A 22,193-nucleotide genomic window follows, 5' to 3' on the forward strand; every position below is an offset into this window, starting at 1 on the left:
CGACGTACCGGAGGCCCGCCCCGCGTGAGCGGGACGGGCCTCCGGTCAGGCTGGGTCCGTCAGTACCAACCCTTGGCCTGGGAGTGCGACCAGGCCCCGCAGGGCGAACCGAAGCGGTTCTCGATGTAGATCAGGCCGGCATCGATCTGCCGGTAGCCGTTCGAGGTCTTGGCGATCCCGGTGCCGGCCCAGGTGCTGTCCAGGAACTGCGGGATGCCGTACGCGGTGCTGCTGGGGTTCTGCGCGTTGGGGTTCCAGCCGCTCTCCTTGCCCCACAGCTTCTCGAGGCAGGAGAACTGCGAGCTGTCGCCGCCGAGCCTCTGCAGCGCGTAGCTCTGGAAGGAGCCCGACGGCGCCGCGGCTGCGGACCCGCCGCCACCGGACCGGACCGGGGCGGGCGCCTGCGTCCTCCGCGTCGCCTCCGCGGCGCGCGCGGCCTCGGCGGCGCGCGCGGCCTCGGCGGCGCGGGCGGCCTCCTCGGCAGCACGGCGGGCGGCCTCCTCCGCGGCACGGCGGGCGGCCTCCTCGGCAGCGAGGCGGTCCCGCTCGGCCTGCTCGGCGGCCAGCTGCTGGAGGGCGGCGGTGGCCTGGTCGGCGTCCCGGGCGCTGCGGCTGGCGGCCAGCTGCTCGAGCGGCGCGACGGTGTCGGCGTCGAGCGCGGCGCTGGGCTCCGCGGCGATGCCGAGCTGCTGGGCGACGCTCATCGACTCGGTCCGGGCCACGGCCTGCGCCTCGGGTTCCCCGGCCGACAGGACGCCGACCATGACGGCGCCGGCGGTGGCCACACCGACGAGGGCGGCGGACCGACGGGTACCGAGGGGCGGACGGTTGCGGAGACGTGCGTGCATGGTGGTGCGGAGGTTCATGAGGAGGTTCTGCTCCGGGTGTCAGGGCGCAGCAGAGCAGCCGCCCTCACAGGGGCGGCACACGTCTGCGGCTGTCCAGTTCTTCCGTGAGCCGCCTACCGAGTTAGCTGACGGATTCGGGCGGGAAGTAGCCCTACCCGCCCCGGACTGGAGGTCCGGGGCCAGGATTCACCCCAGTGGTTCGATGGGTCCCCGGCTCGTCCCGCAGGACGACTCGGCGGCGCCCGGCGCGGCACCCTCGGTGAGGGGCCGCCGACCGGACCGATCCAACGTAGCCGCCGTTATCGGCCCGTGACAAACGTTCAATGACATTTTCTGGCGTGACGCATGTCCCCTTGACGCACCTGGGGTGACGTCAGGGCAGCCGCCAGACCGTCGTGCGCCGCACCCGTGGCGGCCGGCCCGGCGCGTCCTCGGTGTCGGCGACCTCGTGCACGGCGGCCTCCTCCAGCCGGTCGTGCGGCAGGTACGGCCGGCCGGGGTCGCCGATGAGGACCTCGGCGCCGGCCGCCCGCGCGGCGTCGAGGAACGGCAGCACCCGCTCCGTCATGGTCCGGTCGTAGCAGACGTCACCGGCCAGGACGACGTCGACGGCGGGCGGCCGCTCCCCCAGCAGGTCGCCGACCGGCTCGATCCCGCTGACGCCGTTGAGCGCCGCGTTCTCCGGGATGGCGGCCAGGCCGAAAGGATCGATCTCGCTCGCCACCACCCGCGTGGCACCGGCGAGGACCGCCGCCACGGCGACCAGGCCGCTGCCCGCGCCCAGGTCGAGCACCGAGCGGCCGGCGACGAGGTCCGGGGTGTCGAGCACGTAGCGGGCCAGCGCCTGCCCACCCGGCCAGGCCGCCGCCCAGAACGGCGGCTCCTGCTCCGTGCGGCCCTGCTCGCCCTCCATCGCCTCCCAGAGCGCGACGACGTCGGCGGCGACGAGCAGCTGCACCTCGGGCACCAGCGAGGGCCGCACGGGCCGGGTGTGGGCGCGGATGAAGGAGGCGGGGACGGACACCCCGTCAGTCTCGCCGGGCCGGGTGCGGCGCCGTGCGGTGGGTCGGGCTACTTCGGGGCGCCTCCCCGGGCGGCGATGCCCCGGGCGATGAGCCGCCAGTAGGTACCCGGCCGCAGCCGCACCAGCAGGTCGGGCACCTTCGCGCTGAGCCCGATGAGCACGCGGGGACGACGCGCCTCGATCGCGGCGACGATCTGCGCGGCCGCCTTCTCCGGCGGTATGCGCAGCAGCTTGGCCATCTGCTCGCGGCCCGCGGCGACCTCCTCGGCGTCCACGCCGGAGCCCAGGCGCGCGGTCTCGGCGATCCGCGTCCGGATGCCGCCGGGGTGGACGACGGTCACCCCCACGCCGTCGTCGGCCAGTTCGTGCCGCAGCGACTCGCTGAAGCCCCGGACGGCGAACTTGCTGGCGGCGTACGCGGCCTGCCCGGGCGGGGCGAAGATGCCGAAGACGCTGGAGACGTTGACCAGGTGCGCGCCCTCGTTGGCCTTCAGCACGGGCAACAGCGCCGCGGTGAGTCGCACCACCGCCCGGAAGTTGATCGCCAGCACCCAGTCGAACTCCTCGAGGGTGACCTGGTCGAAGCGCCCGCCCAGCGCGACGCCGGCGTTGTTCACCAGCAGCGTCGTCCCCGGGTGGGCGGTCGCCAGCGCCGCTCCCAGCGCGTCGGTGGCCACCTCGTCGGCGAGGTCGACGACGTAGGTGTCGACCTCCAGTCGAGGGTGAGCGCCACGGATGCGGTCGGCGACAGCAGCCAGCCGGTCACCGTCCCGGTCCACCAGCGCCAGGGAGCTGCCGCGGTCGGCGAGCTGCACGGCGAGCGCCTCCCCGATCCCGCTGGCCGCGCCGGTGACGACGGCCGTGCCGCCGGAGAACTCGTAGGCGCGCATCAGGCGGCCGCCTGCTCGGTCCGGGCCGGGACGGCGCTGAACGCGATGCCCTCGTCCTCCAGCGGACCGCGGCGCATGAGCCGCACGTCGCGGATGTAGTTCTGGTGGAGCTTCCACGGCGTGCGGCTGCCCTGCTTGGGCAGCTGGGCGAGGCTGCGCTGCACGTAGCCGGCGGCGAGGTCGAGGAAGGGCAGGTCGGCGCCCTCGGGCGGGGCGAGCGGGGTGGCGACGGCGAGCCCGCGCCGGTCCATGTGCTGCAGCAGACGGCACACGTACCGGTTGACCAGGTCGGCCTTGAGCGTCCACGAGGCGTTCGTGTAGCCGATGACCATGGAGAAGTTGGGCACGCCGGAGAGCATCATCCCCTTGTAGGAGACGGTCTCGGACACGTCGACCGGCTCGCCGTCCAGGTGCAGGGTCATCCCGCCCATGGCCAGCAGGTTCAGCCCCGTGGCGCTGACGACCACGTCGGCGTCCAGGTGCTTCCCGGACTCGAGCTCGATGCCGGTCTCGGTGAAGGTGGCGATCCGGTCGGTGACCATGGAAGCCTTGCCGCTGCGCAGGGTGCGGAACAGGTCGCCGTCGGGGACGAGGCACAGGCGCTGGTCCCACGGGTCGTACGGCGGGTTGAAGTGCGTGTCGACGTCGACGCCGGCCGGCAGCTGCTTCTCGGTGAGCCTGCGGATGAGCTTGCGCACGCCGTTCGGCCAGCGCCGGCTGGCCTGGAACAGCGCGGTGGTGGTGAGCACGTTCTTCCAGCGCACGATCGGATAGGCGACCTTCGGCGGCAGCAAGCTGTTCAGCAGCTCGGCGAGCGGGTCCTTCCCGGGCAGCGACATGATGTAGCTGGGCGTGCGCTGGAGCATCGTCACGTGCTCGGCGTCGTCGGCCAGGTTGGGCACGAGGGTCACGGCCGTGGCACCGCTGCCGATGACGACGATCCGCTTGCCGGTGGCGTCGAAGTCCTCCGGCCAGTGCTGCGGGTGGATCAGCGCACCTGCGAACCGCTCCTCGCCGGGGAACTCGGGACGGAAGCCTTCGTCGTAGCGGTAGTAGCCGGAGCAGACCGAGAGCCACGAGCAGGTCAGCTGCACCGTCTCCCCCGTGTCGGTGCGCCGGGCGGTGACCGTCCAGCGCGCCTCCGCGCTCGACCAGTCCGCCGAGACGACCTCGTGGTGGAAGCGGATCTTCTCCTCGACGCCGTACTCGCGGGCGGTGTCCACGATGTACTCGCGGATCGCCTCGCCGTCGGCGATCGCCTTCGCGCCGGTCCACGGGCGGAAGGCGTAGCCGAGGGTGAACATGTCGGAGTCCGAGCGGATGCCCGGATAGCGGAACAGGTCCCAGGTGCCGCCGATGGCGCCGCGCGACTCCAGCACCGCATAGGTCTTGTCGGGGCACTCGGCCTGCAGGTGGCAGGCGGCACCGATGCCCGACAGGCCGGCGCCGACGACCAGGACGTCCACGTGCTCCGGACTCATGTGCACACTCCAGGAACGGGCCGGCCGGAGCCGGGCGAGGGGTTCGGCGCTGCCGCGGGACTCTGCCAGGGAGATCGAGGCACCGCCGACGTTATCGACGCACTGTCGAACGAGTCAACGGGGTGTCGAGATACGGGTTCGCGCCGGTACTCTCCGGAACATGTCGGACGGCGCAGCTCCCCCGGTGACGCCCGGGCGCGGCCGTCGTCCGTCGCGCGCGACCGGGGACGACCGGGAGCTGGCCATTCTCGCCACGGCCGAGCGGCTGCTCGAGGAGCGGTCCCTGTCCGCCATCTCGGTCGACGACCTGGCCCGCGGCGCGGGCATCTCCCGGCCGACCTTCTACTTCTACTTCCCCTCCAAGGACGCCGTCCTGCTGACGCTGCTCGACCGGGTGGTCGCCGAGGCCGACGCCACCATGGGAGCGGTGTTCGACTCACCCGCCGCGGGACCGCGCGAGGCGTGGCAGCGGGCACTGGCCGCCTACTACGACACGTTCCGCACCCACCGCGCGCTCACCGTCGCGTGGGCCGAGGCGCGCTCGACGAGCGGAGCCGTGCGGACGTTGTGGGCCGAGGTCTTCGAGCGCTGGGTGCAGCGCTGCGCCACGTCCATCGAGGCCGAGCGGGCACGCGGGGCGGCACCGGCCGGCCCGGCGGCGCGCGACCTGGCGATCGCGCTCACCTCGATGAACGAGCGCGTGATCTACGCGTCGCTCAGCGGCGACGGGCCGGCGGTGGCCGACGAGGACGTCGTCCCCGTGCTCCTGCGGGTCTGGCTCACCGCCGTCTACGGCAGCCCGCCGGACTGACCGCCCCGCCGGGCCGGCCCGCCGGTATCCCGGTGCGGTCAGCCGACCTCGACGACGGCGCCCTCGTCCGCGGCGATCGCCTTGCCCGTCGCGCCGGTGCGGACCACGGTCACCGGGCACGGGGCGTGGTGCACCAGCTTGTCGCTGACCGAGCCCAGGAGCAGGCCGGAGAAGCCGCCTCGACCCCGGGCACCCATGACCAGCAGGCTGGCGTTCTCGGCCGCCTGCATGAGGGCCTGCGCCGGCGCCCGGTGCACGACGTGGCAGGTGACGCGGCATCCCGCGTCCAACTGGGCGACGGCGACGTGCGCCTCCAGCTCGTCGCCCACGGCCTTCTCGTAGTCGGCGAGCGGCGGCACGTAGCCGGGCGTCCACGAGGACGGCTGCGGGGCGGTCGTCATGGCCCACGCCCGGACGACGTGCAGCTCCACGTCGGCCCTGGCCGCCAGCCTGCCGGCCCAGATCAGCGCCTCCTGCGCGCTCTTCGAGCCGTCGTGCGCGACGACCACCCCACCGTCGAGCTGCACCGTCTCGGCGACCTCGTCCACGATTGGACCTCCCTGTCAGCTGCGGCACCGGTGCACACCGCACCGGAGGACTCTTCCTACCGCACGCGCGGATCGGCCCCCGAGTTTCCGCGGGCGAGCGGATGAGCGGGGGTGGGTCAGGAAGACACGGCCGCCGCACGTCGCAGGAGCACCACGCCGTCGCCCGCGCCGCGCTGCCCGGGAGGCGCGTCGGCGGCGGCGGGCCTGCCCGCCGGGTCCGAGTCGACCAGGGCCGGGTCGTACTCCCTGCCCTCCACCGCGAAGTTGGGCTCGACCACCTCGGGCACCGTGGCCGCGACGGCCTGCAGCGCCTCCCCGATCCGGCTGCTCAGGCCGCGCAGCGACTGGTGCGCCTGATCGCGCTGGCGGCGCAGCTCGGCCACCTCGGCCTGGAGCCCGGCCAGCCGCTCCGCGGCCGTGGCCGCGGCCTGCTCGCGCTCGCGGGCGGCCTCGTCGTCCAGGCGCCGACGGTCCTCCGCGGCCGCGACAGCCAGGCGGTCGCGCTCGCGGGCGGCCTCCTCGCCCAGGCGGTCGCGCTCCGCGGCGGCCGCGCGCAGCACCTCGGCGGCCTCCGCGCGTGCACGGTCCAGCACCGACTGGGCCACGGCCCGCTGCTTGCGGGCCTGGTCGCGCAGCTCGTCGGCGGCCCGCACCGCCGTCTCCTTGATCTCGCGCGCCTTCCGCAGCCGCGCGTCGGCCTCGCTGCGCGCCTCGGCCACCAGGTGCTCGGCCTCGCGGGCGCCGTTCTCGGTCATGGCGGCCGCCTCGTCGGCGGCGAGCCGGAGCATCTCCTCCACGCGCTCGGACACGGGGAAGACGACCCGGCCGCGCGGCGCGTCCGCCAGCAGACGGCGGGAGGTCTCCAGTTCGGCGGAGGCGGCGCCGAAGCGGGCCAGCAGGTCGTCGACCTGGCGCCGCACGGTGCGCAGCTCCGACTCCGCCCAGGAGACGTAGGTGTCGACCTCCGCCGGGTCGTAGCCACGCATCCGGCTCCGGAAGACCGGCGCGGAGCCGAGCATCGTGTCCAGCGCCCCGGTGAAGGCGGGCATCGGCGACCCTCCGCGCGCACCGCCCTGCTCGCCGGAACCGGTCTCCGCCCGCACCGCCATCGCGCCGCCCCCTCGCACCTCAGTGGTATCGATCCGGACAGTGCCAGAACCGGGAAGGTGGCGAGGTGCGCCGTGACCGGACCGTGAACTGCCATCGGCGTAGTTCTGCTGCTGGTGGCGAGTCGGTCACGCAGCGAAGTCGGCCGGTGCGACCGCCGCGGGCAGGGAATGCCGGCCCCGTCCGCTAAGTTGTCCCGAGCAGTAGTTGCACTCTCAACCATCCCAGGGGCGGTCATGCAGTTCGGCATCTTCACGGTCAGCGACATCACCCAGGACCCGACGACTGGTCGCACGCCGACCGAGGCCGAGCGGATCAAGGCCGTCCTCGCCATCGCGCAGAAGGCCGAGGAGGTGGGGCTGGACGTCTTCGCGCTCGGGGAGCACCACAACCCGCCGTTCTTCTCCTCCTCCCCCACCACGACGCTGGCGCACATCGCGGCACGGACCTCCACGCTGCAGCTGTCGACCGCCACCACCCTGATCACCACCAACGACCCGGTGAAGATCGCCGAGGACTACGCGATGCTCCAGCACCTGGCCGACGGTCGGGTGGACCTCATGATGGGTCGCGGCAACACCGGGCCGGTCTACCCGTGGTTCGGGAAGGACATCCGCAACGGCATCGAGCTCGCGGTCGAGAACTACGCCCTGCTGCGGCGGCTCTGGACCGAGGACACCGTGGACTGGCAGGGGAAGTTCCGCACCCCGCTGCAGGGCTTCACCTCCACGCCGCGGCCGCTGGACGGCGTCCCTCCGTTCGTGTGGCACGGCTCGATCCGCTCCCCGCAAATCGCGGAGCAGGCCGCCTACTACGGCGACGGCTTCTTCCACAACCACATCTTCTGGCCGCCCGAGCACACCCAGCGGATGGTGGAGTTCTACCGCCGCCGCTACGAGCACTACGGCCACGGCAGCGCCGACCAGGCGATCGTCGGCCTCGGCGGGCAGGTCTTCATGCGGCGCAACTCCCAGGACGCCGTCCGGGAGTTCCGGCCCTACTTCGACAACGCCCCGGTCTACGGCCACGGCCCCTCGCTGGAGGAGTTCTCGAGCCAGACGCCCCTGACCGTCGGCAGCCCGCAGCAGGTCATCGAGCGCACGCTGGGCTTCCGCGACTACGTCGGCGACTACCAGCGCCAGCTGTTCCTCATCGACCACGCCGGCCTGCCGCTGAAGACGGTCCTCGAGCAGCTCGACCTGCTCGGCGAGGAGGTCGTGCCGGTGCTCCGCCGGGAGTTCGCCGCGCTCAAGCCCGCGCACGTCCCGGATGCCCCGACCCACGCCTCGCGGGTCGCCGCTGCGGGCGGCCCGAAGGACGCCACCGTGCACGCGGGCGCCGACAGCGTCACGGGCCGGGCCCCCACCCAGGCCCGCGAGGAGATCGAGGTCCGATGAGCACCCGCACGATCGCGGTCGTCAGCGCCGGGCTGAGCACCCCCAGCTCGACCCGGCTGCTGGCCGACCGGCTCACGGCGGCCGCCGTGGCGGCGCTGGCCGACCGGGGCATCACCGCCACCGTCGAGGTCATCGAGCTGCGCGAGCACGCCCGGGACCTCGCCGACGACCTGCTCACGGGCTTCGCCAACAAGCCGCTGCAGGCCGCCGTCGACACCGTCGTGGGCGCCGACGCGGTCATCGCCGTGACGCCGATCTTCTCGGCGTCCTACAGCGGTCTGTTCAAGACCTTCTTCGACGTGCTCGACAAGGACGCCGTGGTGGGGACGCCGGTGCTCATGGGCGCCACAGCGGGGACGGCGCGGCACTCGCTGGCCCTCGAGCACGCGCTCCGGCCGCTGTTCGCCTACCTGCGCGCCACCGTCGTCCCGACCGCCGTGTTCGCCGCGGCGGAGGACTGGGCGGGCGCCGGGGAGGCCGGTCGCGCGCTCGCCGACCGGGTGGCACGGGCCGCCGGCGAGCTCGCCGACCTGGTGGCCGGGCGCCCGCCCGCAGCACCCGTCGACCCGTTCGCCGACCCGACGACGTCTTTCGAGGACCTGCTCCGCGGCTCCTGATCCCTCGACCTCGGGCTGAGGGTCAGCCCGCGGCGCCGGGCGACGGCGGGGCGCTGCCGCCCTGCGGCGACTCCACCGCCATGAGAGCGACGATCGCCGCGCGGTCGGCCGCCGAGGGCAGGCCCCAGGCCGGGTCGTAGCCGTACACCTCGTGCAGCGGGGTGGACGCCGTCCGCCCGGTGAGCACCTCCACCGAGCCCGTATCGATGAGGCCGGGGTGCTCGACGCCGCACGCCTCGGCGACCTTCAGCAGGTCGCGGCGGAGGGTCTGCACGTAGGTGGCGGCCCGCACCGACTTCCGGGCCGGGTCCAGACCGTGCGCCAGCCACGGGTTCTGCGTCGCGACGCCGGTGGGGCAGGTGTCGGTGTGGCACTTCTGCGCCTGGATGCAGCCGATCGCCAGCATCGCCTCGCGGGCGATGTTCACCAGGTCGCAGCCCAGCGCGAAGGCGACGACGGCGTTGTCGGGGAGGCCGAGCTTGCCGCCGCCGACGAAGACGACGTCCTCGTGCAGGCCCGTGCGGGCGAAGGTCGCGTAGACGCGGGCGAAGCCCAGCTGGAAGGGCAGCGACACCGAGTCGGTGAAGATGAGCGGCGCCGCGCCGGTGCCGCCCTCTCCCCCGTCGATCGTCACGAAGTCGACCCCGCGGCCGGACGCGGCCATCCGGTCGGTCAGCTCCTCCCAGAAGCCCATGTCGCCGACGGCGGACTTGATGCCCACCGGCAGCCCGGTCTCCGCCGCCAGCAGCTCCACCCAGTCGAGCAGGCTGTCCACGTCGGAGAACTCGGCGTGCCGCGACGGGCTGATGCAGTCCTCGCCCACCGGGATGCCACGCGTCGCGGCGATCTCGGCCGACACCTTGGCGGCCGGCAGCACGCCGCCCAGGCCCGGCTTGGCGCCCTGGCTGAGCTTGATCTCCAGGGCCCGGACGGGTACGCCCGCGACGAGATCCTTCAGCCGCTGCAGGTCGAACCGGCCGTGCTCGTCGCGGCAGCCGAAGTAGGCCGTGCCGAGCTGGAACACCAGCTCGCCGCCGTGCCGGTGGTGCGGCGAGAGCCCGCCCTCCCCGGTGTTGTGCAGGCAGCCGGCCAGCTCCGCGCCGCGGTTCAGCGCCTCGATCGCGGCCCCCGACAGCGAGCCGAAGCTCATCGCGGAGATGTTGACGACCGACGCGGGCCGGAAGGCGTGCCGGCGGCCCCGTGCGGCGCCGAGCACCTTCGCGGCCGGCAGCCCGGCACCGTGCCCGGTGTGCACGTCCGTCGACGGCACGGCCCGGCCGAGCGTCTTGTGGTTGATCACCGGGTAGCCGGCGGTGTACTCGAGGTCGTTGTCGGTGCCGAAGCCGAAGTAGTTGTTCTCGCCCTTCGCCGAGGCGTACACCCAGCGGCGCTGGTCGCGGGTGAAGGGCCGCTCCTCGTTGTTGCCGGCGACGAGGTACTGGCGCAGCTCGGGGCCGATCGACTCGAGCAGGTACCGGGCGCGCCCGAGCACCGGGAAGTTGCGGAGCAGCGAGTGCTCGCGCTGCAGGAGGTCTCGGGCAGCGACGGCCGCCAGCGCCGCCAGTCCGGTTCCTGCGGTCCGTCCGATCCGTGACATCCCGACTCCTCCCGGCCCCGTCAGAGGACGAGGCTGAGCACCAGCGCCAGCACGAAGCCGATGGTGCCGAGCAGCGTCTCCATGACCGTCCAGGTCTTGAGCGTCGTCTTCTCGTCCATCTTGAAGAAACGGCTCACCAGCCAGAAGCCGGAGTCGTTCACGTGCGACAGCACCGTCGCCCCGGCGGCGATGGCGATCACCACGAGCGCGAGGTCGATGCTCGAGAGCCCGTCGCTGGCCTCCACCACGGGGGCGATGAGCCCGGCCGTGGTGGTGAGGGCGACGGTGGCCGATCCCTGGGCGACGCGCAGCAGCACCGAGATGACGAACGCGGCCACGATGACCGGCAGGCCGATGTCGCCGAGCACGTCGGCGAGGGCCTCGCCGATGCCGCTGGCACGCAGCACGCCGCCGAACATCCCACCCGCACCGGTGATCAGGATGATCGCGCAGACCGGTCCGAGGGCGCTGTTCACCACCGACTCCACCTCCGCGCCCGAGCTCCCCCGGTTCCTGCCCAGCACGACCATCGCCACGAGGACCGTGATCAGGAGCGCGATGGGGGTCGCCCCGATCAGCTGCGCCACGCGCACCGGCGTCGACTCCTCGTCGACGGCGCCGGCCGAGGCCAGGGTGCTCATCCCGGTGTTCAGGAAGATGAGCAGCAGCGGCAGGAGCAGCAGCCCCAGCACGGTCGCGAACGCAGGGGGGCCCGGGGACGGTGCCGTGCCGGTGCCGACCGCGGCACCCCCGGACCGGCCGGCGACCTCCGGCGAGGTCCCGGCGACCGGCGTCGCGCCGGATGAGGCTCCCGCGGGCGCGCCCCCGTCCCGCTGCGCGCCGTCGAACGGTTCCCCCTCGGAGAGGATGTCGGGGACGGGGACGTCGTAGCGGCGACCGGCCCAGAGTCCGAAGAGGTAGCCGCCGAGGAACCAGGTCGGCAGGCCGATGAGCAGCCCGAGGACCAGGACCAGACCGATGTCGGCCCCGATGAGCTCGGCGGCCGCCACCGGACCCGGATGGGGCGGCACGAACGCGTGCATGACGGCGAACGCCCCCGCCACCGGCAGTCCGTAGGTGAGCAGCGAGCCCCCGAGCCGCAGCGCGATCGTGAACACGATGGGCAGGAAGACGACCAGGCCCGCGTCGAAGAAGATCGGGAAACCGAACAGCAGCGCCGCGACGCCCAGGGCCAGCGGCGCGCGTTGCTCTCCGAACCGGGCGATCAGGCGATCGGCCAGCACCTGCGCACCGCCGCTGAACTCCAGCAGCCGACCCAGCATCGCGCCCAGCCCGACGAGCAGGGCGACGTTGGCCAGCGTGCTGCCGAACCCGCCGGTCAGCGTGTCGACGACGTCCTCGATCGGCACGCGGGCCGCCAGCGCGACGAGCAGGCTGACCAGGATCAGCGCCACGAAGGCGTGCAGCTTGAACCGGATGATCAGCAGCAGCAGGAGCAGCACCCCGCCCGCCGCGATGAGCAGCAGGGGTCCGGCGCCCAGCGTGGGCTCGACCTCGGTCATGGCACCTCCGGGGGCTGCGGCGCTCGATGGGTGTCCCGGTGCCGATCATGCTCGGAGCCGTCCCGCCGGGCGACCCGGGAACGTCCCGGGCGTCCCGGTGCCGGCGCCCGCTCCGGCCTCAGCGGTAGGCGGAGCCGCCGCGGAGCCGGGCGCGCACGGCGGTGGCCAGCGGTGCCAGGACGACGCCGTCGCGCGCCAGCCGGGCCCGCAGCTCGCGCCGGTGCCTCAGCACACCGACCAGGCCGATCGCCCAGAACACGTACTGCACGGCGAACGCCGCCCGGAAGGCGCCGAGGTCGTAGTCGGTCGAAGCGCCGGGTGTGAGCAGGTCGAGGACGGCTCCGATGGCGAGGATGGTCAACAGCGAGGCGACGAAGCCGCCGACGTTCACCACCCCGCTGGCGCTGCCCAGCCGCTCGGCCGGGTTCTCCGTGCGGGCGTAGTCGAAGCCGATCATCGAGCCCGGCCCGTTCGTGCCCAGCACGACGACGAGCAGGATCAGCAGTGGCAGGGGCGCGCGTCCCGGCCAGGCCAGCACCACCGTCCAGACCGCCGCTGTGGCGCCCAGGATCGTGAAGACCAGCACCGACCGCCGCAACGGCCAGCGTCCGCACAGCCGGCCCAGCAGCGGGCCGACGCCCATGCCCACCAGGACCAGCAGGGTGAGCAGCCCCGCCGCCGTCCCGGGTGAGAGCCCCTGCCCGACGACCAGGAACGGGTAGCCCCAGAGCAGCGCGAAGACGGTGCCGGAGAACTGCGTGACCAGGTGCGTGTAGAGCCCGATCCGCGTCCCCGGCTCGCGCCAGGTGTCCAGGAGGGTGCCGCGCAGTTCGGCCAGGCCGACGGCGGGTCCGCGCACCGTGCCGCCCGGAGCATCGCGCAGCGCGACCAGGACGAGAACCGCCACCAGCAGGCCCGTGGCCGCGGCGCCCAGGAAGGTCGCCTCCCACGAGGTGCCGTGCAGCAGGGCGACCAGCGGGTACGCCGCGAGGACGGAACCGAGCTGGCCGAGGATGCCGGTCAGCTGGGTGATCAGCGGGATCACCGGGCCGGGGAACCAGAACGAGACGACGCGCAGCACGCTGATGAAGGTCATCGCGTCGCCGGCGCCGACGAGCACCCGGGCCGCCACCGCGGTGGGCACGTCCTCCGCGAGCGCGAGCACGAGCTGCCCGGCGGCCATGGTGACCGCCCCGGCGAGGATCAGCCGCCGCGACCCGAGCCGGTCGAGGGCCACACCGACCGGGATCTGCAGGCCGGCGTACACGGCGAGCTGGAGGACCAGGAACAGCGAGACGGCCGAGGCGCCGGCGGAGAAGCGCTCCTGCGCGTCGACGGCGGCCACTCCGAGGGACGCCCGGTGGAACACGGCGACCACGTAGGACAGCAGCGCCACGCCCCACACCGCGTAGGCGCGGGCAGACGTCGGCGGGGTCACCCCTGTCCCGACACCGGACACGTCCTCGATCTTCCGCGACCGGCGGTGACCTCGCTCACCGGTCACCCGGCGTGGTCAGGGTCGGCCGACCTCCGTGAAGAGCACCCGTCCCACCTCGGGCGAGGCGAACAGCTCCTCGATGCTCGAGGTGTTGCGCGAGACCGAGACGAGCAGCCGCCCGGACGGGGTGCGGATGCCGGGGTGGGACAGCGGGGTGTACTGCAGGTTCCCGGTGTCCTGCCCGTTGGGCGAGTCGGCCACGTCGGTCGCCGTCCAGGGCCCGTAGGGCTGGTCGGAGGTCCACATGGTGATCTTGTCGGCCAGGTCGCCGCCCCGCTTGGAGATCGCGGTCCACCGGCCGTCCAGCCGGTTGACCGACAGGGTCTGCGACGTCCCCTGGACGGCGTCCAGGATCGGCACCGCGCGCGAGCCGTCCGGCTGCCACTCCGAGCCGTCCCAGTACTGCATCGCCGCGGCGTTCATCGGCTCGCCGGCCGGCCGGCGGGAGACGTACAGCTCCCGGCCGTAGACGTCGGCCTCGCCGGTCTGGCGGGTGCCGTAGAGGTACAGCCAGTCCCCGTCGACGGTCGCGGCCGCCCCCCAGTTGATCTGGTCGAAGGAGACGCTGTCCGGCGTCAGGTGCGCCATCCGTGCCAGCCGCGGGACCCCGTCGGCCCCGACCTCGAGGACGGCGGCCGTGGTGCCGCGGAAGATGAAGTCCCACTGCCGGTCGCCGCGCTGGATGCGGGAGAGGTAGACGACCACGACGTCCGTCACGCCCTCGCCGTCGGCCGCGGTGGGCTCCAGGCGGACCAGCGACATCGGCCAGTGGCTCAGCTCCCGGGAGTCGCGGGGGAACACCGGGCCGAGCCCGTCGGTGATCAGCTGGGACATGCACGTGCCGGAGGTGACGAGCACGGTGTTGTCGACCAGTCGCGGCTCGATCTGCTTCTCGCGCAGGGTGTCCCCGTAGACCCAGAGGACGCGGCCGTCGCTCAGGACAGCGCTCGCCCCGACGTCCGCCGCCTGCCAATAGGGCAGGTCGGACTCGGTGACCATCTCGTTCAGCTGGGCCGCCGACAGCGTCGCCGGCTGTTCGGGAGCCGGGCAGGCCGGCTCCAGCCGCGCCGTGTCCGCGTCCGCGGCCGGCTGGATCTCCGCGAGGACCGGTCCCTGCCGGCCCGGCTGGACGTCCGGGGCCGGGGCCTCGAGCCGCAGGCAGCCGGTCAGCGCGAGGCAGACCACCGGGACGAGGACGGCGATTCTGCGGGGCACGTCCCGATGGTGCCTCATGCGCGCCACCTCACCGGCCCGCCACGACGGCCGGCGCCCCGCGACGCCCCGGCAGCCACCGGGCGGGCAACCCGGGCACCACACCCGCCACGACCGCGCTCAACGCGACGACGGCCAGGACCTGCCGCTGGGTCTCCGTCCCGTCGGCGTCGGCGAGCAGCAGCCCGCCCGCCACGACGAGGGCGAGGACGGCGACGCTCCCGAGGAGGGCGGGTGCCGTCCGCGGGAGGAGCTGCCGCAGCACCCAGAGGCCGGCGAGCGCCGCCATGCCCACGAGCCCGCCGACGAGCGCGGTGCCGAGCAGGGCCGCCCCGGTGACGAAGGCGGTCATGAGGACGGCGGAGAGCGCCGCGGCGCGGCCCGGCGAGCGGGGCGGGCGGTTCCGGCCCGGACGTGCCGGCAGCGCCGCCACCAGGACCAGGAGCAGCACCGCTCCTGCACCGACGGCCAGCGCGGCGCGGTAGTAGGGGCCGGGCGCGAAGTCCAGCTGCACCGTGCCGGCCGCCCCCGGCGGGAGGATGTAGCCCTGCTGCCACCCGTCGACGGCGACCGGGGCGAGCACCTGCCCGTCCAGGCGCGCGGTCCAGCCGGGGTTGGTGTTCTCGGGGATCACGAGCAGCGTGTCCTCGCTGCGGTCCTCGACCTGCACGGTGCGGTGCTCGGCGTTCCAGCGGGGCGTCTCCGCCGCCGTGCGCACGCCGCGGTCGGTGTCGCCCGGGGACCCGACCCGCAGGAGGGTGGTCGAGTCGATGCTCATGGTCGCGCTGCTGCGCCCCAGGAGGCGGTGCTCGCCCGCCGGCAGCCGGATCGTGGGTGCGGTGTCGCAGAACTCCAGCGCCAGCGGGCGCTGCGCCTCCAGCCGGCCGACGGTGGTCCGCGCCGCGGTCAGCATCACGGTGCCGTCGACGCGCACCTCCGGACCCTCACCGCACTCGAAGAAGACCTCGGTGTCCGGATCGGCGACCGGGTTGGGGCCACCGACCTCGAGCTCGCTCACCCCGACGCCCAGCCGCTGCTCCCACCGCGTGTACGGGTCGACGGACTCGGCGTCCCCGGGCAGCAGGAAGGTGACCGAGAGCCGGTCGGTGACCACCGGGGCGAACTGCGCGATGCCGTCCTCGGCCAGCCGCACGGTCCTCGGCAGCCCACCTGCGTCGATCGAGACCGCGGTGGGTGTCGCGGCGGCCAGCCCGGGGGCGGTGACCACGCGCAGGGAGTCCACGGCTCGGGGCTCGTCCCAGGTGAGCTCGAGCGTCGGCCGGAAATCGTCGCCCCCGGCCATCCAGGCCGTCGCCGGGTTCCCGTCGACGGCCGCCGCGCCACTGCCGCGCGGATCGGTGACCGGCTCGCTGCTGGCCTCGACCCGCGCACTGCCGCGGGCCTCGGCGAGCACCGCGTCGAGCGCCCGGCCCGGACGGGCCACCGCGGTCGCGAAGACCTCGTAGTCGAACCACTGCGACGTGCTGAACCCGCGGTCGAGCCAGATCGCCTCCTCCGACCCGCTGACGAGCCCGGGGGCACAGCGGGGGTCGCCCTCGGCGCCGGTCACGCAGCCCGACCGGCCCCGGAGGGCGTCGAACGCGAAGACGCTCACCGGGCTGGCGGGCGAGGGGGTGACGGCCGAGCGGTGCATGTTCACACCGGGGACGCGCACCTCCGCGATGGAGAGGGCGGGGGCACCGGGGGCACCGGCCGGCACCAGCGAGCTGATGGTCACCGTGGACGTGTAGCCCTCCGGCAGGGGCAGGGCCTGCTCCTCGCCGGTGTCGGCCACCCGCACGACGAGCTCTCCGGTGTCGGTCGTGATCCGGAGCTCCTCGGGCCGGGCCACACCCGGCTCCTGGCCGAGGGACACGATGATCTCGCGGGCCGCGACCGGCCGCTCCGTCGTCAGCCGCCACCAGGGCGGCTCGCCGCTCTCGTCCCAGGGGGCGGGCCGCCAGGCGGTCATCGGGTCGGCGTCCACGGCCGACCAGGGCTGGGTGTCCAGCCGGGCGGCGGCGAAGCCGTCGGCGTCCGACGCGGAGCTGGAGGCGGTCGGGGTGCCGCCGAGGTACTCGATCACGCTCTCCGCGGCGCCGAGGGCGGGGAGCACGTAGTCGCGCGCCGGGTTGTCCAGGCGCAGCGCGTCCTGCTCCGTGAGCCCCCCGGAGGTGGCGCCGATCAACCGGCCGTAGTTCCGCTCGCGCCGGATGAGCGCGTCGGTCACCATGGCCGGCTCGATCGGGGCCCCGGGGGTGCCGGCCATGAGGGTGGGCCGGTCGGTGATCATCCCGCGGTCCTCCAGCGACAGCAGGGCTTCGGGACCGCCGTGCACGGTGACCGCCGAGGACAGCGGCGCCGTCCACGCCGACGGCGCGGTGTCCGCGACGGCGTAGACCTCGACGGCCGGCGCCGGCTCGTCGAGCCCGGCGTCGGCGACCGAGCCGTCGCGCAGGTCGTCGCCGCCCGACACGGGGCCGAAGGTGGCGACCAGGCCGATGCCCGGCGAGTCGCGCAAGGCCTGGCGCACCAGCACCGCGCGGGTCGCGACCGCCTCACCGGTGTCGAGGTCGTTGCGCAGGACCAGGTGGGAGATGCCGGCCCGCGCGAGGTACCGGGTCAGACCCGCGGAGCCCTCCCCCACTTCCAGCCGCGCCTCGATGGCGTCGAGCATGCGGATGTGGCCCTCGGGGGTCAGCGGGATCGCGTTGCGGACGTCCCACGGGGACTCCGCGAGCGCCTGCATCGGCTCGTCGATCGGCGTCCCCCACTCGTACTCGGGGAAGGAGGACCCGGGCACCAGCAGGGCCCGGCCGCTGGGCTGCTCCGCGGCCAGGAAGTCCGCCGTCTGCTGCCAGTAGCCGGGGACGTCGGAGAAGCCGGCCGGCGGTGCGAGCCGCCCGGCCAGCGCCGGGGAGACCGACGCCACGAGCGCCAGCGCGAGCGCGAGCAGCACCGCGCGCGAGGCCAGGGTCGCCCCGCCCCGTCGCCCGTGCCGCGCTCCGGCATCCTCGCGGACCCGCCGCACGTGCCGGACGGCGACACCACCGAGGTGTGCCAGGCCGAGCACCAGCGGCAGGCGGACCACCGGGTCCCACTTGTGCACGTTGCGCAGCGGCGCCAGCGGTCCGTCGAGCCAGTCGTGCAGCCGCTCGGCCAGCACTCCCTGCACCTCGGCGAGGTGCCCCAGGGAGACCAGACCGACGCCGGCCAGGAGTCCCAGGACGAGCCAGGTGCGCTCCGGCAGATCGCGCCGGCACATCGCGGCCAGCCCGGCCGTGGCGAGGAGGACCGTGCCCACGATCGGGACGACCTCGTGCACGAGCGCCCACCCCGCCGGCCAGTTCGGACCCGACGGCGAGGCCAGCGCGGCGAGCCAGTGCGACGTCCCGCGCAGCACGCTGAGCACGTCGGTCGGGAAGGTCGTGGCCGCGGCCGTCTCGATGTAGTAGAGGAACGACGAGCCGAACCGGCCCAGCAGCACCAGGGGGCCGGCCCACCAGGCGGTGGCGAGACCGACGGCGACCACCCACCAGGCGATCAACCGGCGCTTGAACGGGCCGGCCGGACGGGTCAGCAGGTACAGCACGGCCAGTGGCAGGACGGCCGCGGTGGCGACGGCGTTGACCCCGCCGACGCAGAAGACGGCCAGACCCGACAGCGCGGCGGCACGCCTTGCGGAGCCGCGGTCCGCCGCGCCCACGAGCGGCACGAGGACCCACGGGGCCAGCGCCAGCGGGATGGTCTCGATCGAGATGGCGCCGATCTCGGTGACCATGCGCGGCGACAGCGCGTAGGCGATGCCGGCCAGCACCGCCGTCGCCGGGGTGCCGATGCGCAACCGGCGGGCCAGGAGCACGACGCCGAGGAAGGCGACGCTCATCAGCGCCGCGAACCACAGCCGCTGGACGATCCACGCCGGCACCCCGGCCAGCTGCCCGAGCGCGAAGAACGGGCCCATCGGGAAGAGGTAGCCGTAGGCCTGGTTCTGGATCTGACCGGCGGCGCCCTCGGGCTCCCACAGGGTGAGCGCCCGGCCGAGGAAGGCCAGCGGGTCGACCACCAGGTCCGACTTCGTGTCGCCCAGGATCTTCCCCGGCGCCTGCAGCATCGCCAGCACCAGGAAGCCGGCGCAGACCAGCGCCAGCCGCCAGCGCCCCAGCAGGGCCCTGAACCGTCCCGTCACGGGCTCGCGGGGTCCACCCGACGAGGCGGCGTCGGTGGACGAAGGTCCGGCGGGCGTGCCGGTGACCATGGTCGCCATGTGCAGAGTTCCCCCGTCGCCTCAGGCGCTCGGGACGGGAACCCGCACGGGCTCGTCCTGGGCGTCGTCGGGCTGGGCGGGGTTCCGGCGGAGGGCGAGGAGCGCGCCGGTGGCGAGGAGCGCAGCGCCGGTGCTGGACGCGGCCCACCGCACCCCCGTCCTCAGGTCGCCACGGTCGTCGCGGACCTGCTCGGCGCGGTCGATCGCGTCGTCGACGGAGGCCTCCGACCAGTGGAACGTGCCGGCCAGGAGGACGGCCCCCGCGGCGCCGTCGGGACCACGCAACGCGGTCACCGGGCTCTCCTCCTCGGACACGACGACACCGCTGACCGGCTCGACCAGCACCGTGCGAGAGCTGGTGTGCACGACCTCGGCCTCGATCTCGACGGCGTCGTCCCCGACCAGGCGACCGGGTACGGGCACCGACCGGACCACCTGCTCGGGGACCTCCTGCTCGAAGCGGTACACCCGCAGGCCGTCGAGCTGCTCGGCGCCCACGTAGCGGGCAGGGAACGGCTGCCTCGCCGTGGTGTCCCAGAGATCGTAGTCGCGCTGCTGCGTGTCGGCCGGGAAGCGCAGCGTGAGGCCACGGACGTCGACGGGCTCCCCGTCGATGGACTCGCCGACGCAGTTCACCGCCTCGGCGCTGCGGCGGTCCAGGCACACGAGGGTGGTGCTCGTGGCGATCAGTGTGCCGTTCGCGTCGTCGGTCTCGGACACGTACTGCCAGACGGCGGTGTCGTCGTCGGCGGCTCCGGTGTCCTCGTCCCCGCGGACGCGGACCGACACGGTGACCTCCTCGCCCGTCACCTCGGCGACCTGCGCCGGGTCCAGGTACCGGACCTGCTGCCCGATCGACTCCGTCGCGAGGTCCTCGTCCAGGCGCAGCTCGGCCGGCGACAGCGGCACCCAGGCGTCCGCCGTGACCGCCGCGACGACCGCGAGACCTCCCAGGCCCATCACGGCCAGCCCGACGACACGCGTCCGCATGCAGCTCCCCCTCGCCGCTACGGCTTGCGCGGCACGGGTTCCGACGGTACGTGACTCCGGCGCCCCGGTCCCGGACGACGCCCCGACACCCGGACCCGGGAATCGACCGCCTCCGCCGGCACGCCGCGACACGCCCGGGGGGCGCCGGGGACCCCCGGGCCGGACGAGTTCCCCGGGCCTCCCGGGCCCGCTGGTGCACAGGTGGGAGGCGCGCCCACCGGTGCGCGTGGTGCGAGAGCGCCTCCGACCCGGGAGGCCGGGGATCAGCTGTTCCGGCGCAGCACCAGGACCATGTTCCAGGTGGCGAACTCACGCAGGCCGGGAACGCGGGCGACCCAGGCGGCCCACCACGGGTGGTACCGGGGCAGCGCGGCGATCAGCTCGGCGTCCGGGCAGGCGCGGGCCCACTTGCAGGCGGCGCCGGCCGAGGCCGCGAAGAGGGACTCCCCGTACTTGTTCTTCGGCTCGGCCCCGTTGCGCTTGATGTACCGGCGGCGGGCACGGTGGCCACCGAGGTAGTGCCACGGCGCCGTCTCGTGCCCACCCCACGGCGACAGCCACGGGGTGAAGGAGAGGAAGACGAGTCCCCCGGGTTTGGTCACACGCACCATCTCGTCGGCCATCCGCACGGGGTGCCGCACGTGCTCGAGCACGTTGGACGAGTAGCAGACGTCGACCGCGCCGGTGCGGATCGGCAGCTCCTCACCACTGCCCCGCAGCGTGCCCGGCTCCGGCTCGCCGCGGGCGGACATCTCGCCGGCGTCCGGCTCGAGGCCCACGTACGTGGCACCGGCGCCACGGAAGGCATCCGCGAAGTAGCCGGGGCCGCCGCCCACGTCCAGCACCGTGGTGCCGGCGAGGTCGACCCAGTGGGACAGCTGCGCCACCGAATCGGCGGCCAGCACGCTGTAGAAGCGCTCCGGGTCGTCCTGTTCGTGCAGGAACGCCTGGAAGAGCGAGACCGACCGCGAGAGGGTGGCCGATCGGTTCATCCGTGTACTCCAAAGGGTCGTAGGACTCGTCGCGGGTCGAAGCCGCTGCTCGGGTGCATTAGTGTGCCGCGGGTGTTGTACCGAACGACGGACATCGATGTTCTCTTCGTGAACTGGCGTGATGTCAGCCACCCGGAGGGCGGCGGATCGGAACGGTACGTGCAGCGGATCGCGGAGGGTCTGGCTGCCGCCGGGCTCCGTGTGACCTTGTTCTGCGCCGAGCACGGCCGCGCTCCCCGCGAGGAGATCCTCAACGGTGTCCGGATCGTCCGGCGCGGCGGGCGGCTGAGCATCTACCCGCGGGCCATGGCGTTCGTCCGGAAGACCAAGCCCCGTCTGGTCGTCGACGTCCAGAACGGCATCCCCTTCTGCAGCACCCTGGCCACCCGCTCGCCGGTGACCACCGTGGTCTTCCACGTGCACAAGGAGCAGTGGCCGATCGTCTTCGGTCCCGTCGGCGGGCGCATCGGCTGGTGGCTGGAGTCGAAGGTGGCGCCCCGGGTCTACCGCCGGGTGCCCTACGTGACGATCTCGGACGCGACCGGGCGCGAGATGGCCGGTCTCGGCATCGCCCCCGAGCGGACGACGCTGGTCCCCGTGGGCACCGAGCCGGTCGTCCCCGTCGACGTGCCGCGCTCCCCGACGCCGCGGCTGATCACGCTGGGCCGGCTGGTCCCCCACAAGCAGGTCGAGCACTCGCTGGACATCCTCGCCCGGCTGAGCGACCGCTGGCCCGACCTCACCCTCGCCGTCGTCGGCGAGGGCTGGTGGGAGGAGACGCTGCGCACCCAGGCCGAGCGGCTCGGCGTGGCCGACCGTGTCGAGTTCCTCGGGTTCCTCGACGAGAAGGCCAAGCACGAGCAGCTCGCCGCCGCATGGGTGTTCGTCTGCCCGTCGGTGAAGGAGGGCTGGGGCATGGTGGTCATCGAGGCCGGTGGCCACGGTGTGCCGACGGTCGGCTACCACTCCTCCGGTGGCCTGCAGGAGTCGGTCGTGGACGGCGTCAGCGGCGTGCTCGTCGACGACCTCGACCAGATGACCGACGCCGTCGCCGGCCTCCTCGAGGACGCCGACGCCCGCCGCGCCATGGGCGAGGCCGCCGCGCGGCACGCGGCCACCTTCGAGTGGTCGGCCAGCGTCCGGGAGTTCGCCGGCGTCCTGGCCCGCTCCGTCCACGAGTCGTCGCGCGCCGACGTCCGCGCCGACGCCGGCGACCTGGTCGAGCTGCTGGAGCGCATCCAGCACGGCACCGGCGACCTGGCCCTGGAGCTCGCCGCCCACGTCGAGGTGTCCGCGGCCGGCACGGCACGCTCCCGGGAGACCGCTTCCTCAGGGCTGCCGTGAGCTGGGGCGGCCACCCGGACACCCGGCGGCGAGCGGTCCACCCGGAC

Annotated in this window: 17 protein-coding genes and 1 riboswitch; of the genes, 4 read left to right on the forward strand and 13 right to left on the reverse strand. The window is 74.0% G+C overall.

All coding sequences use genetic code 11. From position 1 onward, the window contains the following. Positions 1-59: 59 nt before the first annotated feature. From BLS70_RS00385 to BLS70_RS00400, 4 genes are all read right to left on the reverse strand, one after another. Positions 60-866: an aggregation-promoting factor C-terminal-like domain-containing protein gene (locus BLS70_RS00385; RefSeq protein ID WP_091763567.1), complete on the reverse strand. Its 807-nt coding sequence runs from the start codon at positions 864-866 to the stop codon at positions 60-62. 77 nt (positions 867-943) lie between these two features. Then, a riboswitch (cyclic di-AMP (ydaO/yuaA leader) is annotated at positions 944-1,096 on the reverse strand. A 125-nt stretch (positions 1,097-1,221) separates the two neighbouring features. Continuing rightward, positions 1,222-1,872 (reverse strand): class I SAM-dependent methyltransferase, encoded by a 651-nt coding sequence (locus BLS70_RS00390; protein ID WP_091763568.1) that lies wholly within the window; start codon positions 1,870-1,872, stop codon positions 1,222-1,224. Between the two features lie 47 nt (positions 1,873-1,919). After that, positions 1,920-2,762 carry an SDR family NAD(P)-dependent oxidoreductase gene (locus BLS70_RS00395; protein ID WP_091763569.1) on the reverse strand — a complete coding sequence of 281 codons (843 nt, stop codon included), beginning with the start codon at positions 2,760-2,762 and terminating at the stop codon, positions 1,920-1,922. Continuing rightward, positions 2,762-4,243 carry a flavin-containing monooxygenase gene (locus BLS70_RS00400; RefSeq protein ID WP_091763570.1) on the reverse strand — a complete coding sequence of 494 codons (1,482 nt, stop codon included), beginning with the start codon at positions 4,241-4,243 and terminating at the stop codon, positions 2,762-2,764. The genes BLS70_RS00395 and BLS70_RS00400 overlap by 1 nt, the downstream gene beginning before the upstream one ends. A 160-nt stretch (positions 4,244-4,403) precedes the next feature. On the opposite strand from BLS70_RS00400, the gene BLS70_RS00405 reads away from it, so the two are divergent. Further along, positions 4,404-5,054 (forward strand): TetR/AcrR family transcriptional regulator, encoded by a 651-nt coding sequence (locus BLS70_RS00405; RefSeq protein WP_091763571.1) that lies wholly within the window; start codon positions 4,404-4,406, stop codon positions 5,052-5,054. Positions 5,055-5,092: 38 nt separating this feature from the next. On the opposite strand, the gene BLS70_RS00410 is transcribed toward BLS70_RS00405, so the two are convergent. Together BLS70_RS00410 and BLS70_RS00415 are read right to left on the reverse strand one after the other, a co-directional pair. Next, positions 5,093-5,602 (reverse strand): universal stress protein, encoded by a 510-nt coding sequence (locus tag BLS70_RS00410; protein WP_091763572.1) that lies wholly within the window; start codon positions 5,600-5,602, stop codon positions 5,093-5,095. A gap of 116 nt (positions 5,603-5,718) precedes the next feature. Next, on the reverse strand, positions 5,719-6,651 hold the full coding sequence (locus tag BLS70_RS00415) for a DivIVA domain-containing protein (protein ID WP_176946211.1): 933 nt from the start codon (positions 6,649-6,651) through the stop codon (positions 5,719-5,721). A gap of 294 nt (positions 6,652-6,945) precedes the next feature. Here BLS70_RS00415 and BLS70_RS00420 point away from each other — a divergent pair, with 294 nt between their 5' ends. After that, positions 6,946-8,106 carry an LLM class flavin-dependent oxidoreductase gene (locus tag BLS70_RS00420; protein ID WP_091763574.1) on the forward strand — a complete coding sequence of 387 codons (1,161 nt, stop codon included), beginning with the start codon at positions 6,946-6,948 and terminating at the stop codon, positions 8,104-8,106. Continuing rightward, a complete protein-coding gene (locus BLS70_RS00425) occupies positions 8,103-8,723 on the forward strand; it encodes an FMN reductase (RefSeq protein WP_091763575.1) in 621 nt (206 codons plus the stop codon). The genes BLS70_RS00420 and BLS70_RS00425 overlap by 4 nt, the downstream gene beginning before the upstream one ends. A gap of 22 nt (positions 8,724-8,745) precedes the next feature. Here the strand turns inward: BLS70_RS00425 and BLS70_RS00430 are convergent, their stop codons facing one another. From BLS70_RS00430 to BLS70_RS00460, 7 genes are all read right to left on the reverse strand, one after another. Then, positions 8,746-10,320, reverse strand: a complete 1,575-nt coding sequence (locus BLS70_RS00430) for an FMN-binding glutamate synthase family protein (protein ID WP_091763576.1) — start codon at positions 10,318-10,320, stop codon at positions 8,746-8,748. 20 nt (positions 10,321-10,340) lie between these two features. Continuing rightward, a complete protein-coding gene (locus tag BLS70_RS00435; protein ID WP_091763577.1) occupies positions 10,341-11,843 on the reverse strand; it encodes a GntP family permease in 1,503 nt (500 codons plus the stop codon). A gap of 118 nt (positions 11,844-11,961) precedes the next feature. Beyond that, positions 11,962-13,302 carry an MFS transporter gene (locus BLS70_RS00440; RefSeq protein ID WP_255362132.1) on the reverse strand — a complete coding sequence of 447 codons (1,341 nt, stop codon included), beginning with the start codon at positions 13,300-13,302 and terminating at the stop codon, positions 11,962-11,964. A gap of 54 nt (positions 13,303-13,356) precedes the next feature. Beyond that, positions 13,357-14,556 carry a DUF5005 domain-containing protein gene (locus tag BLS70_RS00445; protein ID WP_176946212.1) on the reverse strand — a complete coding sequence of 400 codons (1,200 nt, stop codon included), beginning with the start codon at positions 14,554-14,556 and terminating at the stop codon, positions 13,357-13,359. 28 nt (positions 14,557-14,584) lie between these two features. Then, positions 14,585-18,742, reverse strand: a complete 4,158-nt coding sequence (locus BLS70_RS00450) for an alpha-(1->3)-arabinofuranosyltransferase (protein ID WP_176946213.1) — start codon at positions 18,740-18,742, stop codon at positions 14,585-14,587. Positions 18,743-18,841: 99 nt separating this feature from the next. Then, positions 18,842-19,810 (reverse strand): cell envelope lipid trafficking protein PgfA, encoded by a 969-nt coding sequence (gene pgfA / locus BLS70_RS00455; RefSeq protein ID WP_091763581.1) that lies wholly within the window; start codon positions 19,808-19,810, stop codon positions 18,842-18,844. 263 nt (positions 19,811-20,073) lie between these two features. Further along, positions 20,074-20,802: a class I SAM-dependent methyltransferase gene (locus BLS70_RS00460; protein WP_091763582.1), complete on the reverse strand. Its 729-nt coding sequence runs from the start codon at positions 20,800-20,802 to the stop codon at positions 20,074-20,076. Positions 20,803-20,910: 108 nt separating this feature from the next. On the opposite strand from BLS70_RS00460, the gene BLS70_RS00465 reads away from it, so the two are divergent. Next, positions 20,911-22,146, forward strand: coding sequence for a glycosyltransferase family 4 protein (locus tag BLS70_RS00465; protein WP_218122211.1), 1,236 nt, complete (start codon positions 20,911-20,913; stop codon positions 22,144-22,146). Positions 22,147-22,193 lie beyond the last annotated feature (47 nt).

The sequence above is a fragment of the Blastococcus aurantiacus genome (assembly GCF_900102425.1).
In the GTDB taxonomy this organism is placed as follows: domain Bacteria; phylum Actinomycetota; class Actinomycetes; order Mycobacteriales; family Geodermatophilaceae; genus Blastococcus; species Blastococcus aurantiacus.

Coding starts and splice junctions, on each gene's coding strand:
- BLS70_RS00460 (WP_091763582.1), bottom strand. CDS start 20,802: ATGAACCGATCGGCCACCCTCTCGCGGTCGGTCTCGCTCTTCCAGGCG.
- BLS70_RS00395 (WP_091763569.1), bottom strand. CDS start 2,762: ATGCGCGCCTACGAGTTCTCCGGCGGCACGGCCGTCGTCACCGGCGCG.
- BLS70_RS00425 (WP_091763575.1), top strand. CDS start 8,103: ATGAGCACCCGCACGATCGCGGTCGTCAGCGCCGGGCTGAGCACCCCC.
- BLS70_RS00435 (WP_091763577.1), bottom strand. CDS start 11,843: ATGACCGAGGTCGAGCCCACGCTGGGCGCCGGACCCCTGCTGCTCATC.
- BLS70_RS00405 (WP_091763571.1), top strand. CDS start 4,404: ATGTCGGACGGCGCAGCTCCCCCGGTGACGCCCGGGCGCGGCCGTCGT.
- BLS70_RS00385 (WP_091763567.1), bottom strand. CDS start 866: ATGAACCTCCGCACCACCATGCACGCACGTCTCCGCAACCGTCCGCCC.
- BLS70_RS00400 (WP_091763570.1), bottom strand. CDS start 4,243: ATGAGTCCGGAGCACGTGGACGTCCTGGTCGTCGGCGCCGGCCTGTCG.
- BLS70_RS00415 (WP_176946211.1), bottom strand. CDS start 6,651: ATGCCCGCCTTCACCGGGGCGCTGGACACGATGCTCGGCTCCGCGCCG.
- pgfA (WP_091763581.1), bottom strand. CDS start 19,810: ATGCGGACGCGTGTCGTCGGGCTGGCCGTGATGGGCCTGGGAGGTCTC.
- BLS70_RS00420 (WP_091763574.1), top strand. CDS start 6,946: ATGCAGTTCGGCATCTTCACGGTCAGCGACATCACCCAGGACCCGACG.
- BLS70_RS00430 (WP_091763576.1), bottom strand. CDS start 10,320: ATGTCACGGATCGGACGGACCGCAGGAACCGGACTGGCGGCGCTGGCG.